At 59.5% G+C, this 15,677-nt stretch carries 13 protein-coding genes; 2 read left to right on the top strand and 11 right to left on the bottom strand.

Features of this window, described 5'->3' with window-relative positions; translation table 11 throughout:
* The 6 genes from HMPREF2999_RS08655 to HMPREF2999_RS08680 all read right to left on the bottom strand — a co-directional run.
* Window positions 1-1,492: transcriptional initiation protein Tat (locus HMPREF2999_RS08655; protein WP_070697765.1), on the bottom strand; the 1,492-nt coding region annotated here is incomplete at its 3' end.
* Between the two features lie 598 nt (window positions 1,493-2,090).
* Window positions 2,091-3,878, bottom strand: a complete 1,788-nt coding sequence (locus HMPREF2999_RS08660) for a DEAD/DEAH box helicase (protein WP_012903747.1) — start codon at window positions 3,876-3,878, stop codon at window positions 2,091-2,093.
* Between the two features lie 330 nt (window positions 3,879-4,208).
* Entirely contained in the window at window positions 4,209-4,508 is a 300-nt protein-coding gene (locus HMPREF2999_RS08665) for a DUF3039 domain-containing protein (protein ID WP_005506434.1), read from the bottom strand.
* 295 nt (window positions 4,509-4,803) lie between these two features.
* Complete coding sequence (locus HMPREF2999_RS08670) at window positions 4,804-6,480, bottom strand: transporter (protein ID WP_070675095.1); 1,677 nt, start codon at window positions 6,478-6,480, stop codon at window positions 4,804-4,806.
* On the bottom strand, window positions 6,456-7,418 hold the full coding sequence (locus tag HMPREF2999_RS08675) for an ABC transporter ATP-binding protein (RefSeq protein ID WP_070675092.1): 963 nt from the start codon (window positions 7,416-7,418) through the stop codon (window positions 6,456-6,458). Before HMPREF2999_RS08675 ends, HMPREF2999_RS08670 begins: the two co-directional genes overlap by 25 nt.
* Before the next feature lie 311 nt (window positions 7,419-7,729).
* Window positions 7,730-8,761: a co-chaperone YbbN gene (locus tag HMPREF2999_RS08680; protein WP_070675089.1), complete on the bottom strand. Its 1,032-nt coding sequence runs from the start codon at window positions 8,759-8,761 to the stop codon at window positions 7,730-7,732.
* A 295-nt stretch (window positions 8,762-9,056) separates the two neighbouring features.
* Here HMPREF2999_RS08680 and HMPREF2999_RS08685 point away from each other — a divergent pair, with 295 nt between their 5' ends.
* On the top strand, window positions 9,057-10,343 hold the full coding sequence (locus HMPREF2999_RS08685) for an AI-2E family transporter (protein WP_070675085.1): 1,287 nt from the start codon (window positions 9,057-9,059) through the stop codon (window positions 10,341-10,343).
* A gap of 123 nt (window positions 10,344-10,466) precedes the next feature.
* Here the strand turns inward: HMPREF2999_RS08685 and HMPREF2999_RS08690 are convergent, their stop codons facing one another.
* Window positions 10,467-11,285 carry an alpha/beta hydrolase gene (locus tag HMPREF2999_RS08690; RefSeq protein WP_070675082.1) on the bottom strand — a complete coding sequence of 273 codons (819 nt, stop codon included), beginning with the start codon at window positions 11,283-11,285 and terminating at the stop codon, window positions 10,467-10,469.
* 101 nt (window positions 11,286-11,386) lie between these two features.
* Window positions 11,387-11,713, bottom strand: coding sequence for an ATP/GTP-binding protein (locus HMPREF2999_RS09330; protein ID WP_080562540.1), 327 nt, complete (start codon window positions 11,711-11,713; stop codon window positions 11,387-11,389).
* A gap of 247 nt (window positions 11,714-11,960) precedes the next feature.
* Between HMPREF2999_RS09330 and nucS the strand changes: the two genes are divergently transcribed.
* On the top strand, window positions 11,961-12,674 hold the full coding sequence (nucS, locus tag HMPREF2999_RS08695) for an endonuclease NucS (protein WP_005506450.1): 714 nt from the start codon (window positions 11,961-11,963) through the stop codon (window positions 12,672-12,674).
* 247 nt (window positions 12,675-12,921) lie between these two features.
* Here the strand turns inward: nucS and HMPREF2999_RS08700 are convergent, their stop codons facing one another.
* Genes HMPREF2999_RS08700 through HMPREF2999_RS08710 form a run of 3 tightly spaced genes read right to left on the bottom strand, consistent with a single transcriptional unit; the run spans window position 12,922 to window position 15,643 of the window.
* Window positions 12,922-13,179 (bottom strand): F0F1 ATP synthase subunit epsilon, encoded by a 258-nt coding sequence (locus tag HMPREF2999_RS08700; RefSeq protein WP_070616529.1) that lies wholly within the window; start codon window positions 13,177-13,179, stop codon window positions 12,922-12,924.
* A gap of 2 nt (window positions 13,180-13,181) precedes the next feature.
* The gene (atpD, locus tag HMPREF2999_RS08705) at window positions 13,182-14,645 is read right to left on the bottom strand and encodes a F0F1 ATP synthase subunit beta (RefSeq protein WP_005507810.1); all 1,464 of its coding nucleotides are present in this window, start codon (window positions 14,643-14,645) and stop codon (window positions 13,182-13,184) included.
* Window positions 14,646-14,701: 56 nt separating this feature from the next.
* Window positions 14,702-15,643, bottom strand: a complete 942-nt coding sequence (locus HMPREF2999_RS08710) for a F0F1 ATP synthase subunit gamma (protein ID WP_070506648.1) — start codon at window positions 15,641-15,643, stop codon at window positions 14,702-14,704.
* Window positions 15,644-15,677 lie beyond the last annotated feature (34 nt).

Genomic DNA, 15,677 nt, shown 5'->3' on the forward strand with positions numbered 1-15,677 from the left:
GAACGCCGGATTCCTTCGCAGCGTTGTTAGCGGAGGAGATAGAGCCTCCAGCAACAGAGGGAGCAACGTAGGAGCCACCTGCACCACCTGCACCAGCCTGGAGCAGTGCACCAACATTCTGGCGAACACCGCCCTTAGCAGCAGTGTTACCGTTCCACTTTTCACCGGTCAGAATCGAGGAGAGTGCACGAGCAGCACCGGAGCCACCGCCACCGTAACCTGCGCCACCACCTGCGGAGACAACGCCCTGGTAACCGTTAAAGCTCTTCTTTGCAGAATCAACCTCAAGGCCGCCCTTCTCATCGCCCTTAACCACGCCTGCATCGATAGCCTTCTGGTTAGTAACGGGGATAGACTCCTTCGGCAGATCGGGGTGGTTATCCAGCTGGTAGGAATATGCGGAGACGCCGTCAGCACCCTTACCATCGAAGCCGTTACCACCGGTGTCACCAGCGGTGGAGGAGCTGAAGATTTCCTGGTTATTGGTGGACACGAAGCCCATCACACCGAAGACGTTAGCCAGAGCGTACAGGCGAGGCTTCTCACCACCAGTGCCACCGGTGCCGTTGCCACCACCCTTACCGCCAGCAACTTCCATTGCGGAGGTGGGGGTACGCTTACCGGATGCGTCCTTCAGGTGGGTGTACCAGGAGACGGAGGTCTCTGCAGTGTCACCGACAGCAGCGGATGCGCTTGCACCTGCAGGCAGAACGGTGGTGTTCGAGGTGTCGCTCAGACTGGTAGTACTGGTGTCCTTCGCCTTGGAGTTGAAGTAGGGGTTAGGCTCAGTACCGATAACGTTACCTGCAGAATCCTTCTTCTCACGGGTTTCATTCAGAACATTGTTGGTAGCCGGCTGAGTACGAATACCCGCACCGCCACCGCCGCCAGCGAGGGCAACCACGGTGCCATCGATGACCAGAGCGGAGGAGCCACCACCGGAACCACCGTGGACGTAACGCTTCATATCGGAGCCGCCGGGCCACTTAGCATCAACGCGAGACTGTGCGTCCGAGGGGACGGTGTAAACATTCACGTCACCACCATTACCATAGCCCTGGCCACCGGTTGCCGGACGGGTGCCCCAAATCTTGTAACGCTTCTCTTCCGGAGTATCAGGAGCGTTCTCCGCACCATCCACGCGCTCCAGGTAAGCTACACCACCGGCAGCTGCAACCAGCTCGATAACCTGGCCTTCCTTGACGGGGATTTCACCCACAACGAGAGCGCCGGAACCACCAGCAATAGACGAGGAACCGCCACCTGCACCACCGGCAACCTCGAAGCGAATCTTGTCAACCTTAGCGGGAACGGTGAACTTCTGAGTGTTCTTAGCACCGGAAGGCTGGCCGGAGATGTTGAACTTGGGAGCGGATGCGTACGCACACTCAGTAGAAGATGCGAAAGCGGGAACCGCAGCGGATGCTGCGACAACCGGAGCAGCCCACGCTGCGCCGGCAACAACCTTGCGGCGAGAAATGTTAGTAGACATGTATGTCCTTCGAGAGTGATATCTTGGGCACTCACTCCCACCAAGAACGCGGCCGATAAATCCACGCAGGGCAGACGCACACACAAAAGTGAAGATAGCGTGCAGAAGAGAGTGAATGCATGATGTTTCTATACAAGCGTCAGCCCCTGCACACCCAGAAGATCAAAAACACAAAGGTCAGCTTCAAAAGCACAGGGAAACCCAACACTTGGAGAAAGCATCCCCCCCCCCGTATTAAAATTTCAAGCGAAAAACGCACACAATCTTCCATAAACCCACTTTGACATGCAGTATTCAACCAGTACTTGAACTTTTATTCACACACATTTCTCCCCTAAATCCCTCTGACACATCTCCTTTAAACAACCTTCAGACGATGTTTTTCTCAAATTAGGGGGCAAAAACCAACATTAAGTTTCTCAAGAACCACCTATTCCCACTATCTAACCGACTTATTTTCTCCGCGTATGTGCTTTTAAGCACCTCAAAAAACCTTCAGGTAAAAATCACTCAAAGAGCCACAACTGCCCCACAAACACAAGAAGCCCCGCGAGCGCATACACACTCGCGGGGCTTTTCTCTACGTTCTATCCATGCTCTAGCGTCGACCCACAAACCAATCCGACAGCTTATCGATACGCGCCTGAATCTGCTCAGCAGAAGCCTGCGCGACCGCCGGGCCACCACAAATCTTACGCAGCTCATTGTGAATCACGCCGTGCGGCTGACCCGAACGAATCGACCACGCCGCCACATTCTTCGCCAACTTATTGCGTAGCTCCTTCAACTGGCGGTGATCCACCACCGAAGGCGCCGCAGTCGCCGGGCGGCGCGCCGCATGCTCACGCTGATGCGCTCGCAACAGCGTACCGACCTGTTCGGCATCCAGCAGGCCCGGAATACCCAGGAAGTCCTGCTCCTCCTCACTGCCCACGGCAAGGTTGCCGGAGGCGAACTCGGCGCCGTCGAACAGCACACCGTGGAAGGACGCCTCGGAGCCGAGCGCCTCGAACTTGCCGCGTGCCAGCTGCTCGGAGGCGCGCTCCTCGCGGTTTGCTTCTTCGAGCAGGTGGTCGTCCAGGCCCTCAACCATGGGGTCGATTTCCTGGGGTGCGCCGCGGTCGAGGGCGTGGTCGCGCTCGACCTCCATGTCATTGGCGAGCATCATCAGCTGCGGCACCGACGGCAGGAACACGGATGCGGTTTCGCCGCGCTTGCGGGCACGCACGAAACGTCCGATAGCCTGGGCGAAGAACAGCGGGGTGCTGGTGCTGGTGGCGTACACGCCCACGGCGAGGCGGGGCACGTCCACACCTTCGGACACCATGCGCACGGCGACCATCCAGCGCTGCATGCCCTCACGGAACTCATCAATTTTCGCGGAGGCTTCGCGGTCGTCTGAGAGGATCACGGCGGGGTATTCGCCGGTAATCTTCTGCAGCTGCTCGGCGTAGGCTTTGGCGTCCGCGTGGTCGGTGGCAATGACGAGCGCACCGGCGTCGGGCACGGTGCGGCGCACCTCGGTCAGACGCTTGTCGGCGGCGGCGAGCACGGTCGGAATCCATTCGCCGTTGGGGTCCAGCGCGGTGCGCCATGCCTGGGAGGTGATGTCCTTGGTGAATCCCTCACCCAGGTTTGCCGCCATTTCCTCACCGGCGGAGGTACGCCAACGCATCTGACCCGAGTACGCCATGAAGATGACCGGGCGCACCACGTGGTCCTTCAGCGCGGGACCGTAGCCGTACGAGTAGTCAGCCTTGGAGCGGCGAATACCGTCATTGTCGACCTCGTAGGTGACGAACGGAATCGGGGAGGTGTCCGAACGGAACGGGGTACCCGTGAGCGCCACGCGGCGGGTCGCGTCGTCGAACGCTTCACGCAGGCCGTCACCCCAGGAAAGCGAATCACCAGCGTGGTGAATCTCGTCAAAAATCACGAGGGTTTTCGTTTCCTCGGTGTTGCGGGCGTGCAGCTGCGGCTTATTCGCCACCTGCGCGTAGGTCAGCGCCACACCCTTGTAGTGGCGGCTGATGGTCACATCCGCGTTCTTGAAGTTCGGGTCAATGGGAATACCGACCTTCGCAGCGGCGTCTGCCCACTGCTTTTTCAGGTGGTCGGTCGGCGCCACAACAATGAGCTGGCGGACCGTGCCACGGTTGAATAGTTCCTTGGCGAGGGTCAGCGCAAACGTGGTTTTACCCGCGCCGGGGGTTGCCACAGCCATGAAGTCACGAGGGTTGGTTTCGAAGTACTTCTGCATGGCTTCTGCCTGCCAGGCGCGCAGGCTGACGGAAGTACCCCAGGGGGCGCGGTCGGGGTATGCCGGGGAGAGCTTCGGCTTCACCATACTGTCGAATAGGGTGGGTTCCTCTGCGGGTGCGCTCATTCTCTCCTTCTTCCTCGTCTACCTCTACTGATTCCTCCCGCCGACTCAGCGCAGGGGCGCTCCTCCCCCGTATGGAGGTGGTGGGCACTCTGCTGCTTCAGGTGCGCTGGTGTTCCTAGTGCTCTGGCGGTCCGGGCACAGCGAGGTTAAATTCTAGCACCACATCCGCGGGTTGGGCCGGGCTGTGGTGCAAGAATTTGGTGCTCGTCAGCAAAGTCTCATGAGCGGTGTTGGACCGTTGAGTCTTGCTGTTGCGGCGTGTTATTTATTCGTATTTATTCAGGCGTATCGCCCAGGTTGTGTTGTCTGAGGCGTGTCGCCTGGCGCGTATTATTCGCCGGAGCCGTTGTCGCCGTCGTTGCCGGGTGCAAGGCCTTCGTAGATTTCCTTGCACTGGGGGCAGACGGGGAACTTCTGCGGGTCGCGGCCGGGTACCCACATTTTGCCGCAGAGGGCGCGTACGGGTTCACCGGTCAGCGCCGATTCGAGAATCTTTTCCTTGCGTACGTAGTGGGAGAAGCGCTCGTGGTCGCCGGGCTCAGAAAGCTGGGTTTCTTCGCGTTCGAGCAGGGCGGTGCCGCCTGCGGTTCCGGGGCCAAAGGGGTCTTCGATGCCTTCGATCGAGCTCATGTTTCTCCTTGATGATGAGGTGGGATACATAGGGTGAGGGGTGCCGCTGCACGGTTGGGTGATTGGCGCCTTCTCTATTTTAGTAGCAGTTGGGAGGTGCTGAGCCCCCGGGCGGTCAATATGGAGGCAGGCCACAGCTCCACCATAGACTCTTAGGTATTGCGGTGAGCTTCTTTCCGCTAGAAGTTCGGGGCTAGAAATTCGTGCGGCACAGAAAAGGGGTTCCGCGTCAGGCTTAGTACCTAACACGGAACCCTTCTCGTTTATTCCTTATACGCTGGCGCTTCGACTCTCGTTAGTTCGCTTGGAAGCGTGCCACGCGTTCCAGCATCTTGGAGCTGACCTTGTCGTAGCGGTGGCCGCCCCACGCCACGCCGCCCACTAGTAGTGCGGCACCAATCAGCAGCTGAATCAAGCCGCCGTATACGAGGGTCAGCACATCCTGCGTGCGGAAAATGTACACGACAACGGAGATACCGCCGGGCAGCGCGCTGAGCATCACCAAAACTATAGAGAGCATCAGCAGCAGTTGCTTAGCAAAGCCGTCAGTGTTCTTCGGGTTCTTGAACGGGTTAGCCCCGGGAGGCGCCACGGGCGGACTGATGAAGGTATCCAGTACGCATCCAATACCTGCAGCCGCAGCGAACACGCCCAGCTGGTGCATCAGCACGATGGGGAAAAGCTCCAGGTGTCCATTTGCCGCTGAGGCGACGAACACCATCACCACTACGATCGGAACCATCAGGATGCTGTAACCCCAAAGCCTGCCGATGCGGTCGTCAATACCGCGTAGCGGGGAGAGCACATGCAGGCTGAATGCGGTGTTGTCGTAGGAGACGAGGTAGCACATGTAGTAGCCGGTGAAAACGGTGCAGAAGTACATCCAGAATCCGAAGAGTTGCATGACGCCGCTATTGATAATCTGGTTGGCTTCAGCCGCGTTGATGCCATTAAAATCAACATGAGTTTTAACGGACCCTACAGAGCTCAGGAACAGCGGCATACCCACCGTTAGTATCAGGTAAAGCATGGCGGTGCTTGCGGTCAGCAGCTGCAGACGGTTGTCTTTCAGGAATGAGTGCAGGGTTCGTGCCGCTACGGCGCCACGCGGGGTTGCGGGGAACCGTGCAAACAGGCCCAAATCACCCGCGGCGACTTCGGCAGCGCTGGCGTGGTGGGCGCTACCGCCCACATTCGCCATGGAGCGTACCAGGTTCTTACCCCACAGCAACCAACCGCCAGCCAGGTAGACGAGGGTCAGAGCCAGGCAGCCAAGGGCAACACCCATATTGCCGGTCGCCATAAAGTAGGGCACAGCAAACGCGGAACCGAAGGGCGTCACGCCCAGCCACGGCAGGTAGGGCAGCACCTCTTCCCAGTGCTTGGTCAGGTAGGTTATCGTTCCACCGAAGATAAAGCCGGCGCTCATCATCAGTAGCATGGCAACGATCATCAGGGTGTTGGCGATGCGCGGGTTATCGTTCAGCGCCATGCCCAGGCGGTTGGCGAGGCGCGCCCACACCATGAGGTTCGCAAGGCCGAGCACGCAGCAGATGAGGTACACGACCAGCGCGAGCGGTTGCGATATAAACGCGATCGCACCCAGTAGCACGGCAATGATGCTGGCAATGCCGGGGATACCCACGAACCCGCCGAGGAACTGGCCCTTCTGCAGGGTGGAGGGCTTGATGGGGAAGAGCACGAATCGGCTCTCGTCCAGGGTGCCGTCCAGTCCGCTAAAGAAAATGGGGACAATAGCCCAGGCGAGCGCAATAACCGCGCCTACCAGGAGGGTTCCGAGCTGACCGTATTCGGGTACCTCCGAGTTAGCGATAAAGTATGCGGAGCCGAGGCCGAAGAGCATACCGCCCGCGTAGAGCGCCGCAAAAATCAGGCCGATGAGCGCCCAGATGCTTCGGCGGAAGGAAGCGAGCACATACTGCCACTTTAGTGAGACGAGGTGCCCAACCATGACAATCCTTCCGAGGAGGTGCGGCCGCCGACCAGCTGCACGAATCGTTCTTCAAGGCTCATGCCGGCGCGTACTTCATCGACCGTTCCGGCGGCGAGAATACGGCCGGAGTCCATGACGGCTACGTGGTCGCACAGGCGCTGGACAAGGTCCATCACGTGCGAGGAGATAATGACAGTTCCGCCGGAGGCAACGAAGCCGCGCAGAATGTCCTGAATATTAGCGGCGGAAACCGGGTCGACCGCTTCGAAGGGCTCGTCCAGAATCAGCACGGAGGGTGCGTGGACGAGCGCGGCGGCGAGCGCAATCTTCTTGGTCATACCGGCGGAGTAGTCGGCGACGGCACGGCCCGCAGCGTCGGTCAGGTCCATGGCCGCGAGCAGGTCCTTGACGCGGGAGGCGACGGTTTCCTTATCGATTCCGTGCAGGTAGCCGGAGTAGGTGATGAGCTGTTCACCGGTGAGCTTGTCGAAGAGGTGCACGCCGTCGGGCAGCACACCCAGGTGCGCTTTGGCTTTGAGCGGGTCGGCCCACATGTCGATGCCGCGCACGTATGCGGTGCCTTCATTGGGCTTGAGCATGCCGGTGACCATGGAGATGGTGGTGGTTTTACCGGCACCGTTGCGGCCGACCAGTCCGTAGAAGGATCCGGAGGGGATATCCAGGTTGATGCGGTCGACGGCGACCTTCTGACCGAATGCCTTGGTGAGGCCGCGAATTTCGATGGCGGGTCGAGCGCCTGCCGCCGGTGCGGTCTGCGGGGTGACGGGTAGCTGAGGTGCTACCGACGCGGGAACTACAGCTTCAGGAGCTTCTGGGGCTACAGATTCGGAGGCTACAGCCTGGGGTGCTGCCTCTACTGCGGTCTCTAGTGCCGGGTTCTGCGGTGAACCTGGTTCTTGCGGGTTCGGGTCCTGGGGAAAGTGACTAGTGTTCATATTTTCACCCTATCACTCCCCATTGAGGTCTAACAGGTTTGGCGATAAAACCTGCAATATTACGTACTCACAACGCATAATATGGACATTCCTGGGTGCTATAGATGCCATCCAACCGCGCTATCAGACAGGTTGAGTCGTCTGCTCTCCCCCGCCTCAAAACCACTTCAAACCCGCGAACGCAGAACGGGCTACCGTCTACCCCACAGCCGAGTGTAGGGGTGACGATAGCCCGTCCGTATTCAAAGTTCCAGATTCAACGTTTCAGTCGGTTAGATCGGCTCATGACGTTTCCCGGGTGACAGCTGTTTTTAGAACAGCGCCATGGTCAGTGCCGCACGCGCCTTGACGGTGCGCGGGTCAGATGCACCCACCACGTCAAAGAGCTGCACGAGGCGCTCGCGCACACGCGCCTTATCGTCGGGACCTACCGCGCTGAACAGGCGCAGCAGACGGTTGTACGCGTCCTCCACGTGACCGCCCACCAGGTCCAGGTCGGCTACGTTGAACGCGGCGTCAATGTTCATGGGGTCTGCCGCGGCCGCCGCACGTTCGGTTGCCATGTCCAGGTCCTTCACGCGGGCGAGCAGTTCAACCTGTTCCAGGCCGAGCTTCGCTTCCTTATCGCCGGGGTTCTCGCTAATTGCCTTGCGGTATGCGGCGCGGGCACCCTCCAGGTCGCCGCGGTCGAGGGCGGCGACAGCTTCTGCGTGCAGGGGCGGCAGGGGCTTTTCATCTTCGGGAACGACCGGGTCGAAGCCGCCGGGCAGCTGGTACTGTGCCGCGAGCTGCAGAACCTGGGAGAGCACATCGCCGAGGTCTTCTGCGCTGACCGGGCCGGTGTAAATCGGTGCCGGGCGGCCCGCCAGAACGGCAACGCCCGCGGGCACGCCGCTCACGCCGAATGCCTGGGCAGCTTCGGGGAGCTTGGTGACGTCCACGGCGGCGCAAATCATGGTGCCTGCGGCGGAGTCAACGAGCTTCTGCACGCCTTCGAGCATCTGCAGGGAGGAGGGCGAGTGCGGCGCGTAGAGCGCAAAAATCACGGCACCCTGGCTGGAGAGCTGAACGAACTTCTGGAACTCTTCGGGGGTGTTGACCTCGTAGCGCCAGGTGGGAGCGGAGGGGGTCTGCTCGCCACCCTGTTCGCCAGCAGACTGTGCCGCTGCGTTCTGTGCCCCGGCGTTGGGGTTCAGTTCCATGGCGTTGCGTACGGAGGCGGGAATCTCCTGCGCTACCCCGTTCTGCACAGCCCCGTTCTGTGCTGCACCACCCTGTGCGACATTACCCTGTGCCGCGTTCTGGGATGCGCCGCGGTCTGCCGGATCAAAAATAATGCTCATCCTGGGCTCCTTTACGTTCTGTATCTATTGTTGCGTGCGGGCTAGATCCTTCACGCGTTCCTTCCTCTATTATCCCCACAACGCACCGTTGCCAGCGCCCGTTCTCTATCGCCTACGCTCTGAGCTCATGCCGGGGATAGCGTTTGGGCTATTGCCTGAAACCGCCCCGCAAATATCTCTCCCACATGCGCTCCCCTGCCCTTGGGATTCACCGTGGACGCCGTAACAAAGTAAACCAGCCGGTAGAATGACACAGTAGAGAAAAAATACCCGGAATGATCCGGAAAGGAAGAGCATGAGCGAGAAGAAAGCCTCAGCAGCTCACGAAGAGACAACATCGTCCGACGAGCCACGCAAGAAGGAATCCCTCACCGACCAGATAACGGAGACCTTCAGCGAGATAACCGAAAGCATTAGCCAGGTGCGTTCCAACCGCCGCCGCGCTTCCATGCCTCCTACGGATACTATTCCGGTGGTCCCCGCCGCTTCTGAGGATGCGCCTCCCGCACCGAAGGTGGTCGGCAACGGCAAGACCTCCATGATGCACAACCCGGTTGCGTTCGGTTTCCTCATGACCGTTGGCGTCGGTTTGGCACTCTTCGCCTACTACATTTTCAATAATGTGGGTGCCCTGGTGGGTTGGGTGACCGGCGCTATTTTCATTGCTCTGGGTCTGGACCCGATTGTGCGCCGCCTGGAGTCCTGGGGCATTAAGCGCGGTATCGGTGTGATCGCTGTGCTTGCTGGTTTTGCTGGCGCTGTAACCGGTCTGGTCATGACCATTGGCCCGATTATTAGCGAGCAGGCTTCTAAGTTTGTTCAGTACGCGCCGGGTATTTATCAGAACACGATCGATTCTGATTGGTACCACGAGCTTGATCAGCGCTTTGATATCAGCACCTGGGTGAACGAGAACGTCCCGAAGTTCCTGGAGTCGACTTTCTCCTCTTCGCAGGTCAATAGCTTCATGTCGAGCCTGGTTTCTGCTGGCTCTACCCTGGCGCAGAGCGTGACCGGCGTGATTATTGTGTTGTTCCTGTCCCTGTACTTCCTCACTTCGATGGACACCATCAAGGCGTGGGGTGTTCGTCTGGCGCCGGCTTCTAAGCGTGTGCGCGTCAAGTACATTACCGACAAGATTACTGAGTCGGTGGGTAACTACGTGATGGGTCAGGCTCTGGTTGCTGTTCTGAATGCTTTTGTGGCGTTCTTTATTATGCTGTTTCTGGGCTTTAGCTTCCCGCAGTTGATGGCTTTGGTGGTCATGATTCTGGCGTTCATTCCGCTGGTTGGTGGCGTGATTGCGCTGATTTTGACCTCGCTGATTCTGCTGACTCAGGGCTGGAGTCTGGCGCTGTGGTTTGCGGTGGCGTACTTCCTGTATCTGCAGGTGGAGGCGTACCTGATTTCTCCGCGTATTATGGCTCGTGCGGTGTCGGTTCCTGCCGGTGTTGCGATTATTTCGGTGGCTGCCGGTGGCGCTCTCTGGGGCGTGCTGGGTGCGCTGATTGCTATTCCGGTGGCGGCTTCGATGCTGATTCTGGTGCGTGAGGTGTTCATTCCTCGCCAGGATCAGCTGTAGTCAGCTCTAGATTCTCTACACGCTCGCTGCTCTCCCCTAGGGCAGGCATCGAGCTTAGATACGAAGGCGGCGGCTTTGGATGTTCTATCCAAAGCCGCCGCCTTTACGTTTTATACCGAGCCTTTAGAGCTCAGTGATTTCTTCTGCCACCGGGCCGTTGTACTCGGTGGGCAGTTCGGTGGGTGCACCGGTTACGATGCTGACCACGGTGTTGAGGACCTGCTGCACGGACTTCTCGCCCACCCACAGGTGCTTGCACCCCTCAAAGGGGATCACCCGAGTGCGCGGTACAGCCGCAAAACGCTCACGCGCTGCCGGAGGCTGCAGGTAGTCGTCGTGCTCGGGCACCAGCGCGTACAGCGGGTTCGAGATTTTGTTCCACTCGTCCAGCTCAGCCGGGTGCACGCGGTGCAGCGGCGGGGAGAGCAGAATAGCGCCGGTGAACTCGTTCGCGTATTCGGGCGCGTACTTGAGCACCAGCTCGGTGCCGAAGGACCAGCCGACCAGCCAGGGGTTCGGCAGGGCGCGCTCGCGTACAAACTTCAGGATTGCGTCGAAGTCCTTCTTCTCGGCAAAGCCGCCGTCAAAGACGCCTTCGCTGGTGCCGCGAATCGAGGAGGTGCCGCGAGTGTTGAAACGCAGCACCGCAATGTTCGACAGCGCAGGCAGGCGGAAGGACGCCTTCTTGTACACGTGCGAGTCCATGTAGCCGCCGTGGGTGGGCAGCGGGTGGAAGGTCACCAGGGTTGCCTTAACTTCGCCTTCGGGCAGGGCAAGTTCACCGACGAGGCGCTTGCCGTCCGCGGTGGTGACGGTGAAGTTCTCGCGGCGTGCCGGCAGAACGGTGCGTGCCTTAATGGGGGTGGGTTCAGCGGCGGTGCTGAAGACGTAGCGGGCGGGATCGAATTCCTGCTCGCGGGTGATATCGGCGGTGTTGCTCATTGCGTTCCTTCAAGAATTGGATTCGAGAATGTGGTTTTGGTCAAGAATGTAGTCTGGTCGAAATTTAGTCTTAGGCTGCACCTTATGTGCAGCGTTTCAGCCTATTTGCGGCGGGTGCGCCAGCAATGCTGATGCCAGTGCCTGCGCTCGTCAATGGCGCGGCTACGGCCCATCGTGTGGCTTTCTTGCCACACCACCAGATGCGCTGTTCTGGGCGGAATCGGGCGGTAGCATTCGGGGCAGGTGTAGGTTTTTTGGGCGTTGACGGCGGGAATGTATTGCACCAGCCAGTCGCCGTATCGGTCACGTTCCAGTCGGGGCGCAGGGTCGAGGATCCTGCTGATATCACGCCCTGCGGGTGCTTGACGGTGCCACTTATCGCTGGTGGTGCCGGATGCTCGCCTGCCGGGATGATTCTTACGTGCCATGAGCCCTATTCTACCGCGCCGCTCAGCTATCTCTACCTACCCGTCTCACACCTGTTCGCTCTGCGCTCTTCCTCATACTGGCATGGTACTCATGCTGAGGCGGTACTCCCCCGCTCTGTGCCGCGCCTCCCTACTGTGCCGTACTTCCCTACTGTGCCCCCGTACCGCGACCTGTACCAAGCTCAGGTTCCCTAGCTCATACCCTCACCTGCTAGAGCCAAACACTCGTACCTGCTAGAGTGGACGGATGCGTATTGTCATTGCTGAATGCTCCGTAGATTATGAGGGCCGCCTCCGCGCCCACCTGCCCCGCGCTACCCGCCTACTGATGGTCAAGAATGACGGCTCCGTCCTCATTCACTCCGACGGCGGTTCCTACAAGCCTCTGAACTGGATGAGCCCTCCCTGCTCCCTGCTGGTGGCTGAGCGTGAGGACGTTCCGCAAAGCATCCGTGAGGACCTGGAATCCGATGTTCAGCAGCTGTGGACCGTTCAGGCAGCTAAGAGCGATGACCGCCTCATGATTCGCATCTACAAGATTGAGCACGAGCACGCCACCGACCTGGGTGTCGACCCCGGCCTCATCAAGGACGGTGTAGAGGCTGACCTGCAGCGTCTGCTCGCCGAGCAGATCCACACTCTCGGTGAGGGCTATTCGCTGGTACGCCGCGAGTACCCGACCGCTATCGGTCCGGTCGACATCATGGCGAAGGATGCACACGGCGTATCCGTGGCGGTCGAGCTCAAGCGTGTGGGCGATATCGACGGCGTGGAACAGCTGACCCGTTACCTGGAGTTGCTCAACCGTGACCCGCTGTTGGCACCGGTGCGCGGCGTGTTTGCGGCGCAGACGATTAAGCCGCAGGCTCGTACCCTGGCTGAGGACCGCGGCATCCGCTGCGTGAGCCTGGATTACGACGCGATGCGCGGCGTGGACGACTCAGCTGACCGTCTGTTCTAGCTGACCGCCTGTTCTAAATGGCTCTAGCTAAGCGGCTACACATAGCTTGAGGGGCGCCTCCCGATACACGGGAGACGCCCCTTTTCTATGCGCACAATCTTTCCGTGCACGCTATTGCTCTGCGCGCACTCTCTTTCTGGGCACACGAGCTACCCCAGATACACCAATCGCCGGCGCCCCTCCCCTTTCAGGGTGGAACACCGGCGAGGTGTACACAGCGGTCAATTCCCCTTGTGGGAAACCGGCTTTAGATCTGTGCGTGCTTTGCGGCGATGGTCACGTGATCGTTCGAGACGGTCAAGAAACCTGCGTTGAGGATGGTCTTAATGGGTTCACCCTCAACAGGTTCAATGAGCAGCTCGCCGTCCTGTGCCAGCAGCGTGCAGGTGGGGATCATGCCCGGCAGGATGCCGAGGTCACCGCTGACGGAGCGTGCACGAACGTACTTCGCTTCGCCAGTCCACACGACGCGTTCGCGGGAAACAACTTCAACTTTCAGAGCCATGATTACTTAGCTCCAGTCTGTGCCTTGATTTCCTCGTAGCGGCGCATAACGTCGTCCATACCACCAATGTTGTAGAACGCCTGCTCGGGGATGTGGTCGACATCGCCGTTGCAGATCATCTGGAAGGACTCGATGGTGTCCTTCAGCGGAACGGTCGAACCCTCGACACCGGTGAACTGCTTTGCAGTGTAGGTGTTCTGGGAGAGGAACTGCTCGATACGACGTGCACGTGCCACGACGATCTTCTGCTCCTCGGAGAGCTCGTCCACACCCAGAATCGCGATGATGTCCTGCAGTTCCTTGTTTTCCTGCAGAATAGCCTTCACGCGAATTGCGGTGTCGTAGTGCTCCTGGCCGATGTACTGTGCGTCCAGGATTCGGGAGGTGGAGGACAGCGGGTCAATTGCCGGGTACAGACCGCGCGATGCGATTTCACGAGAGAGCTCGGTGGTCGCATCCAGGTGCGCGAAGGTGGTTGCCGGCGCCGGGTCGGTGTAGTCATCCGCAGGCACGTAAATTGCCTGCATGGAGGTGATGGAGTGACCGCGGGTGGAGGTAATACGCTCCTGCAGCAGACCCATTTCGTCCGCCAGGTTCGGCTGGTAACCCACTGCGGAGGGCATGCGGCCCAGCAGGGTGGAAACCTCAGAACCTGCCTGAGTGAAACGGAAGATGTTGTCGATGAACAGCAGCACGTCCTGGTTCTGAACATCGCGGAAGTACTCCGCCATGGTCAGACCGGTCAGTGCCACGCGCAGACGGGTTCCCGGGGGCTCATCCATCTGGCCGAACACAAGAGCGGTGTCCTTCAGAACGCCTGCTTCTTCCATTTCGACCCACAGGTCGTTACCCTCACGGGTACGCTCGCCAACACCGGTGAACACGGAGGTACCACCGAAGTTACGAGCCACACGGGTAATCATTTCCTGGATCAGCACGGTCTTACCCACGCCTGCACCACCGAACAGACCGATCTTACCGCCCTTGATGTAGGGGGTCAGAAGGTCGATGGACTTAATACCGGTCTCCAGCATTTCGGTGGAGCCTTCCAGCTCTGCGAAGCCGGGAGCGGCACGGTGAATCGGCCAGTAGGTGTCAGCCTTAATCTCGGAGTTCGGCACGTCGAGTGCGTCACCAAGAACGTTGAAAATGTGGCCCTTCACGCCGTCACCAACGGGGACGGAGATCGGTGCGCCGGTGTCGACTACAGCCTGACCGCGGACCAGGCCGTCAGTCTGCTGCAGGGAGATAGCGCGAACGATCGAGTCGCCCAGGTGCTGTGCGGTCTCGAAGGTGATGGTGCGGGTGCGACCGTCGAGGGTCAGCTCGGTGGTCAGAGCGTTGTAAATCTCGGGGACCTGACCGGCGGGGAACTCGACATCGACCACGGGGCCGATGACGCGGGCAATACGACCCGTTGCGCCCTGAGTCGGTGCGGAGACCGATTCGTTGTAGGTGGCAGTCATATTTCTCACTTACTTAGAAAGTTTGGACAGTTGATGGCTTCGTTGGCGTACCAATACTAGGAGCCGAGGGCGTCTGCGCCGCCCACGATTTCGGAGAGCTCCTGAGTAATTTCCGCCTGACGTGCGTTGTTCATCAAACGGGTGTACTTGGTAATCAGCGTCTCAGCGTTGTCACCTGCGGTCTTCATTGCGCGCTGGCGGGATGCCAGCTCACTTGCTGCTGCCTGCAGGAGGCAGGAGAAGATACGCGATGCAATGTAGCGCGGCAACAGCGCGTTGAGCACTTCCTCAGCGGAGGGCTCGAACTCGAAGGATGCCGCCTGCTCGTACTCAGCCTTGGTCAGTTCCTGGTCGGGAACGATTTCCTCGCCCATAGCCTTTGCGTCACCCACGTGGATGGGCAGCAGGCGCAGAATCTTGGGTTCCTGAACAACCATCGACTTGAACTCGGTGTATACGATGTGCAGTTCGTCCACGCCGCCCTCTTCGAAGGGCAGGTCGTAGGCTTCGAGCAGCGCGTCACGAATCTCGACGGCGGTTTCGACGCGAGGTGCATCGGTGTGGCCCTCCCACGCACGGGCGTAGGGGCGCTCACGGAACTCGAAGTAAGCCTTTGCCTTACGACCAACCAGGTACAGCTGTACCTCCTGGCCGTTAGAGCGCAGCCTCTCAATCAGAGATTCGGTACGACGCAGGATAGCGGAGGAGTACGAACCTGCCAGACCGCGGTCACTGGTAACAACCAGGATTGCGGAGCGGCGGTGTTCGTAGGCTTCGGACTCGTTCGGCTTGTGAATCAGCGGGTGCTTAATACCGTGCTGAGTCGCAACCGCAGTCACCACGCGGGTCAGAGCGTTCGCGTAAGGTCCGGCTGCCTGAGCAGCGTTACGAGCCTTGTTAATGCGGGAGGTCGCGATCATCTCCATCGCCTTGAAGATCTTCTTCATAGACGACGTCGAAGCAATCTTCTGTCGGTAAACCCTAATCTGGGCTCCCATAGAGCTTCCTTTCTCCTTGCTTTCTGCCCCGCCC

Origin of the sequence: Rothia sp. HMSC066H02, assembly GCF_001814995.1 — a bacterium.
Taxonomy (GTDB): Bacteria; Actinomycetota; Actinomycetes; order Actinomycetales; family Micrococcaceae; genus Rothia; species Rothia mucilaginosa.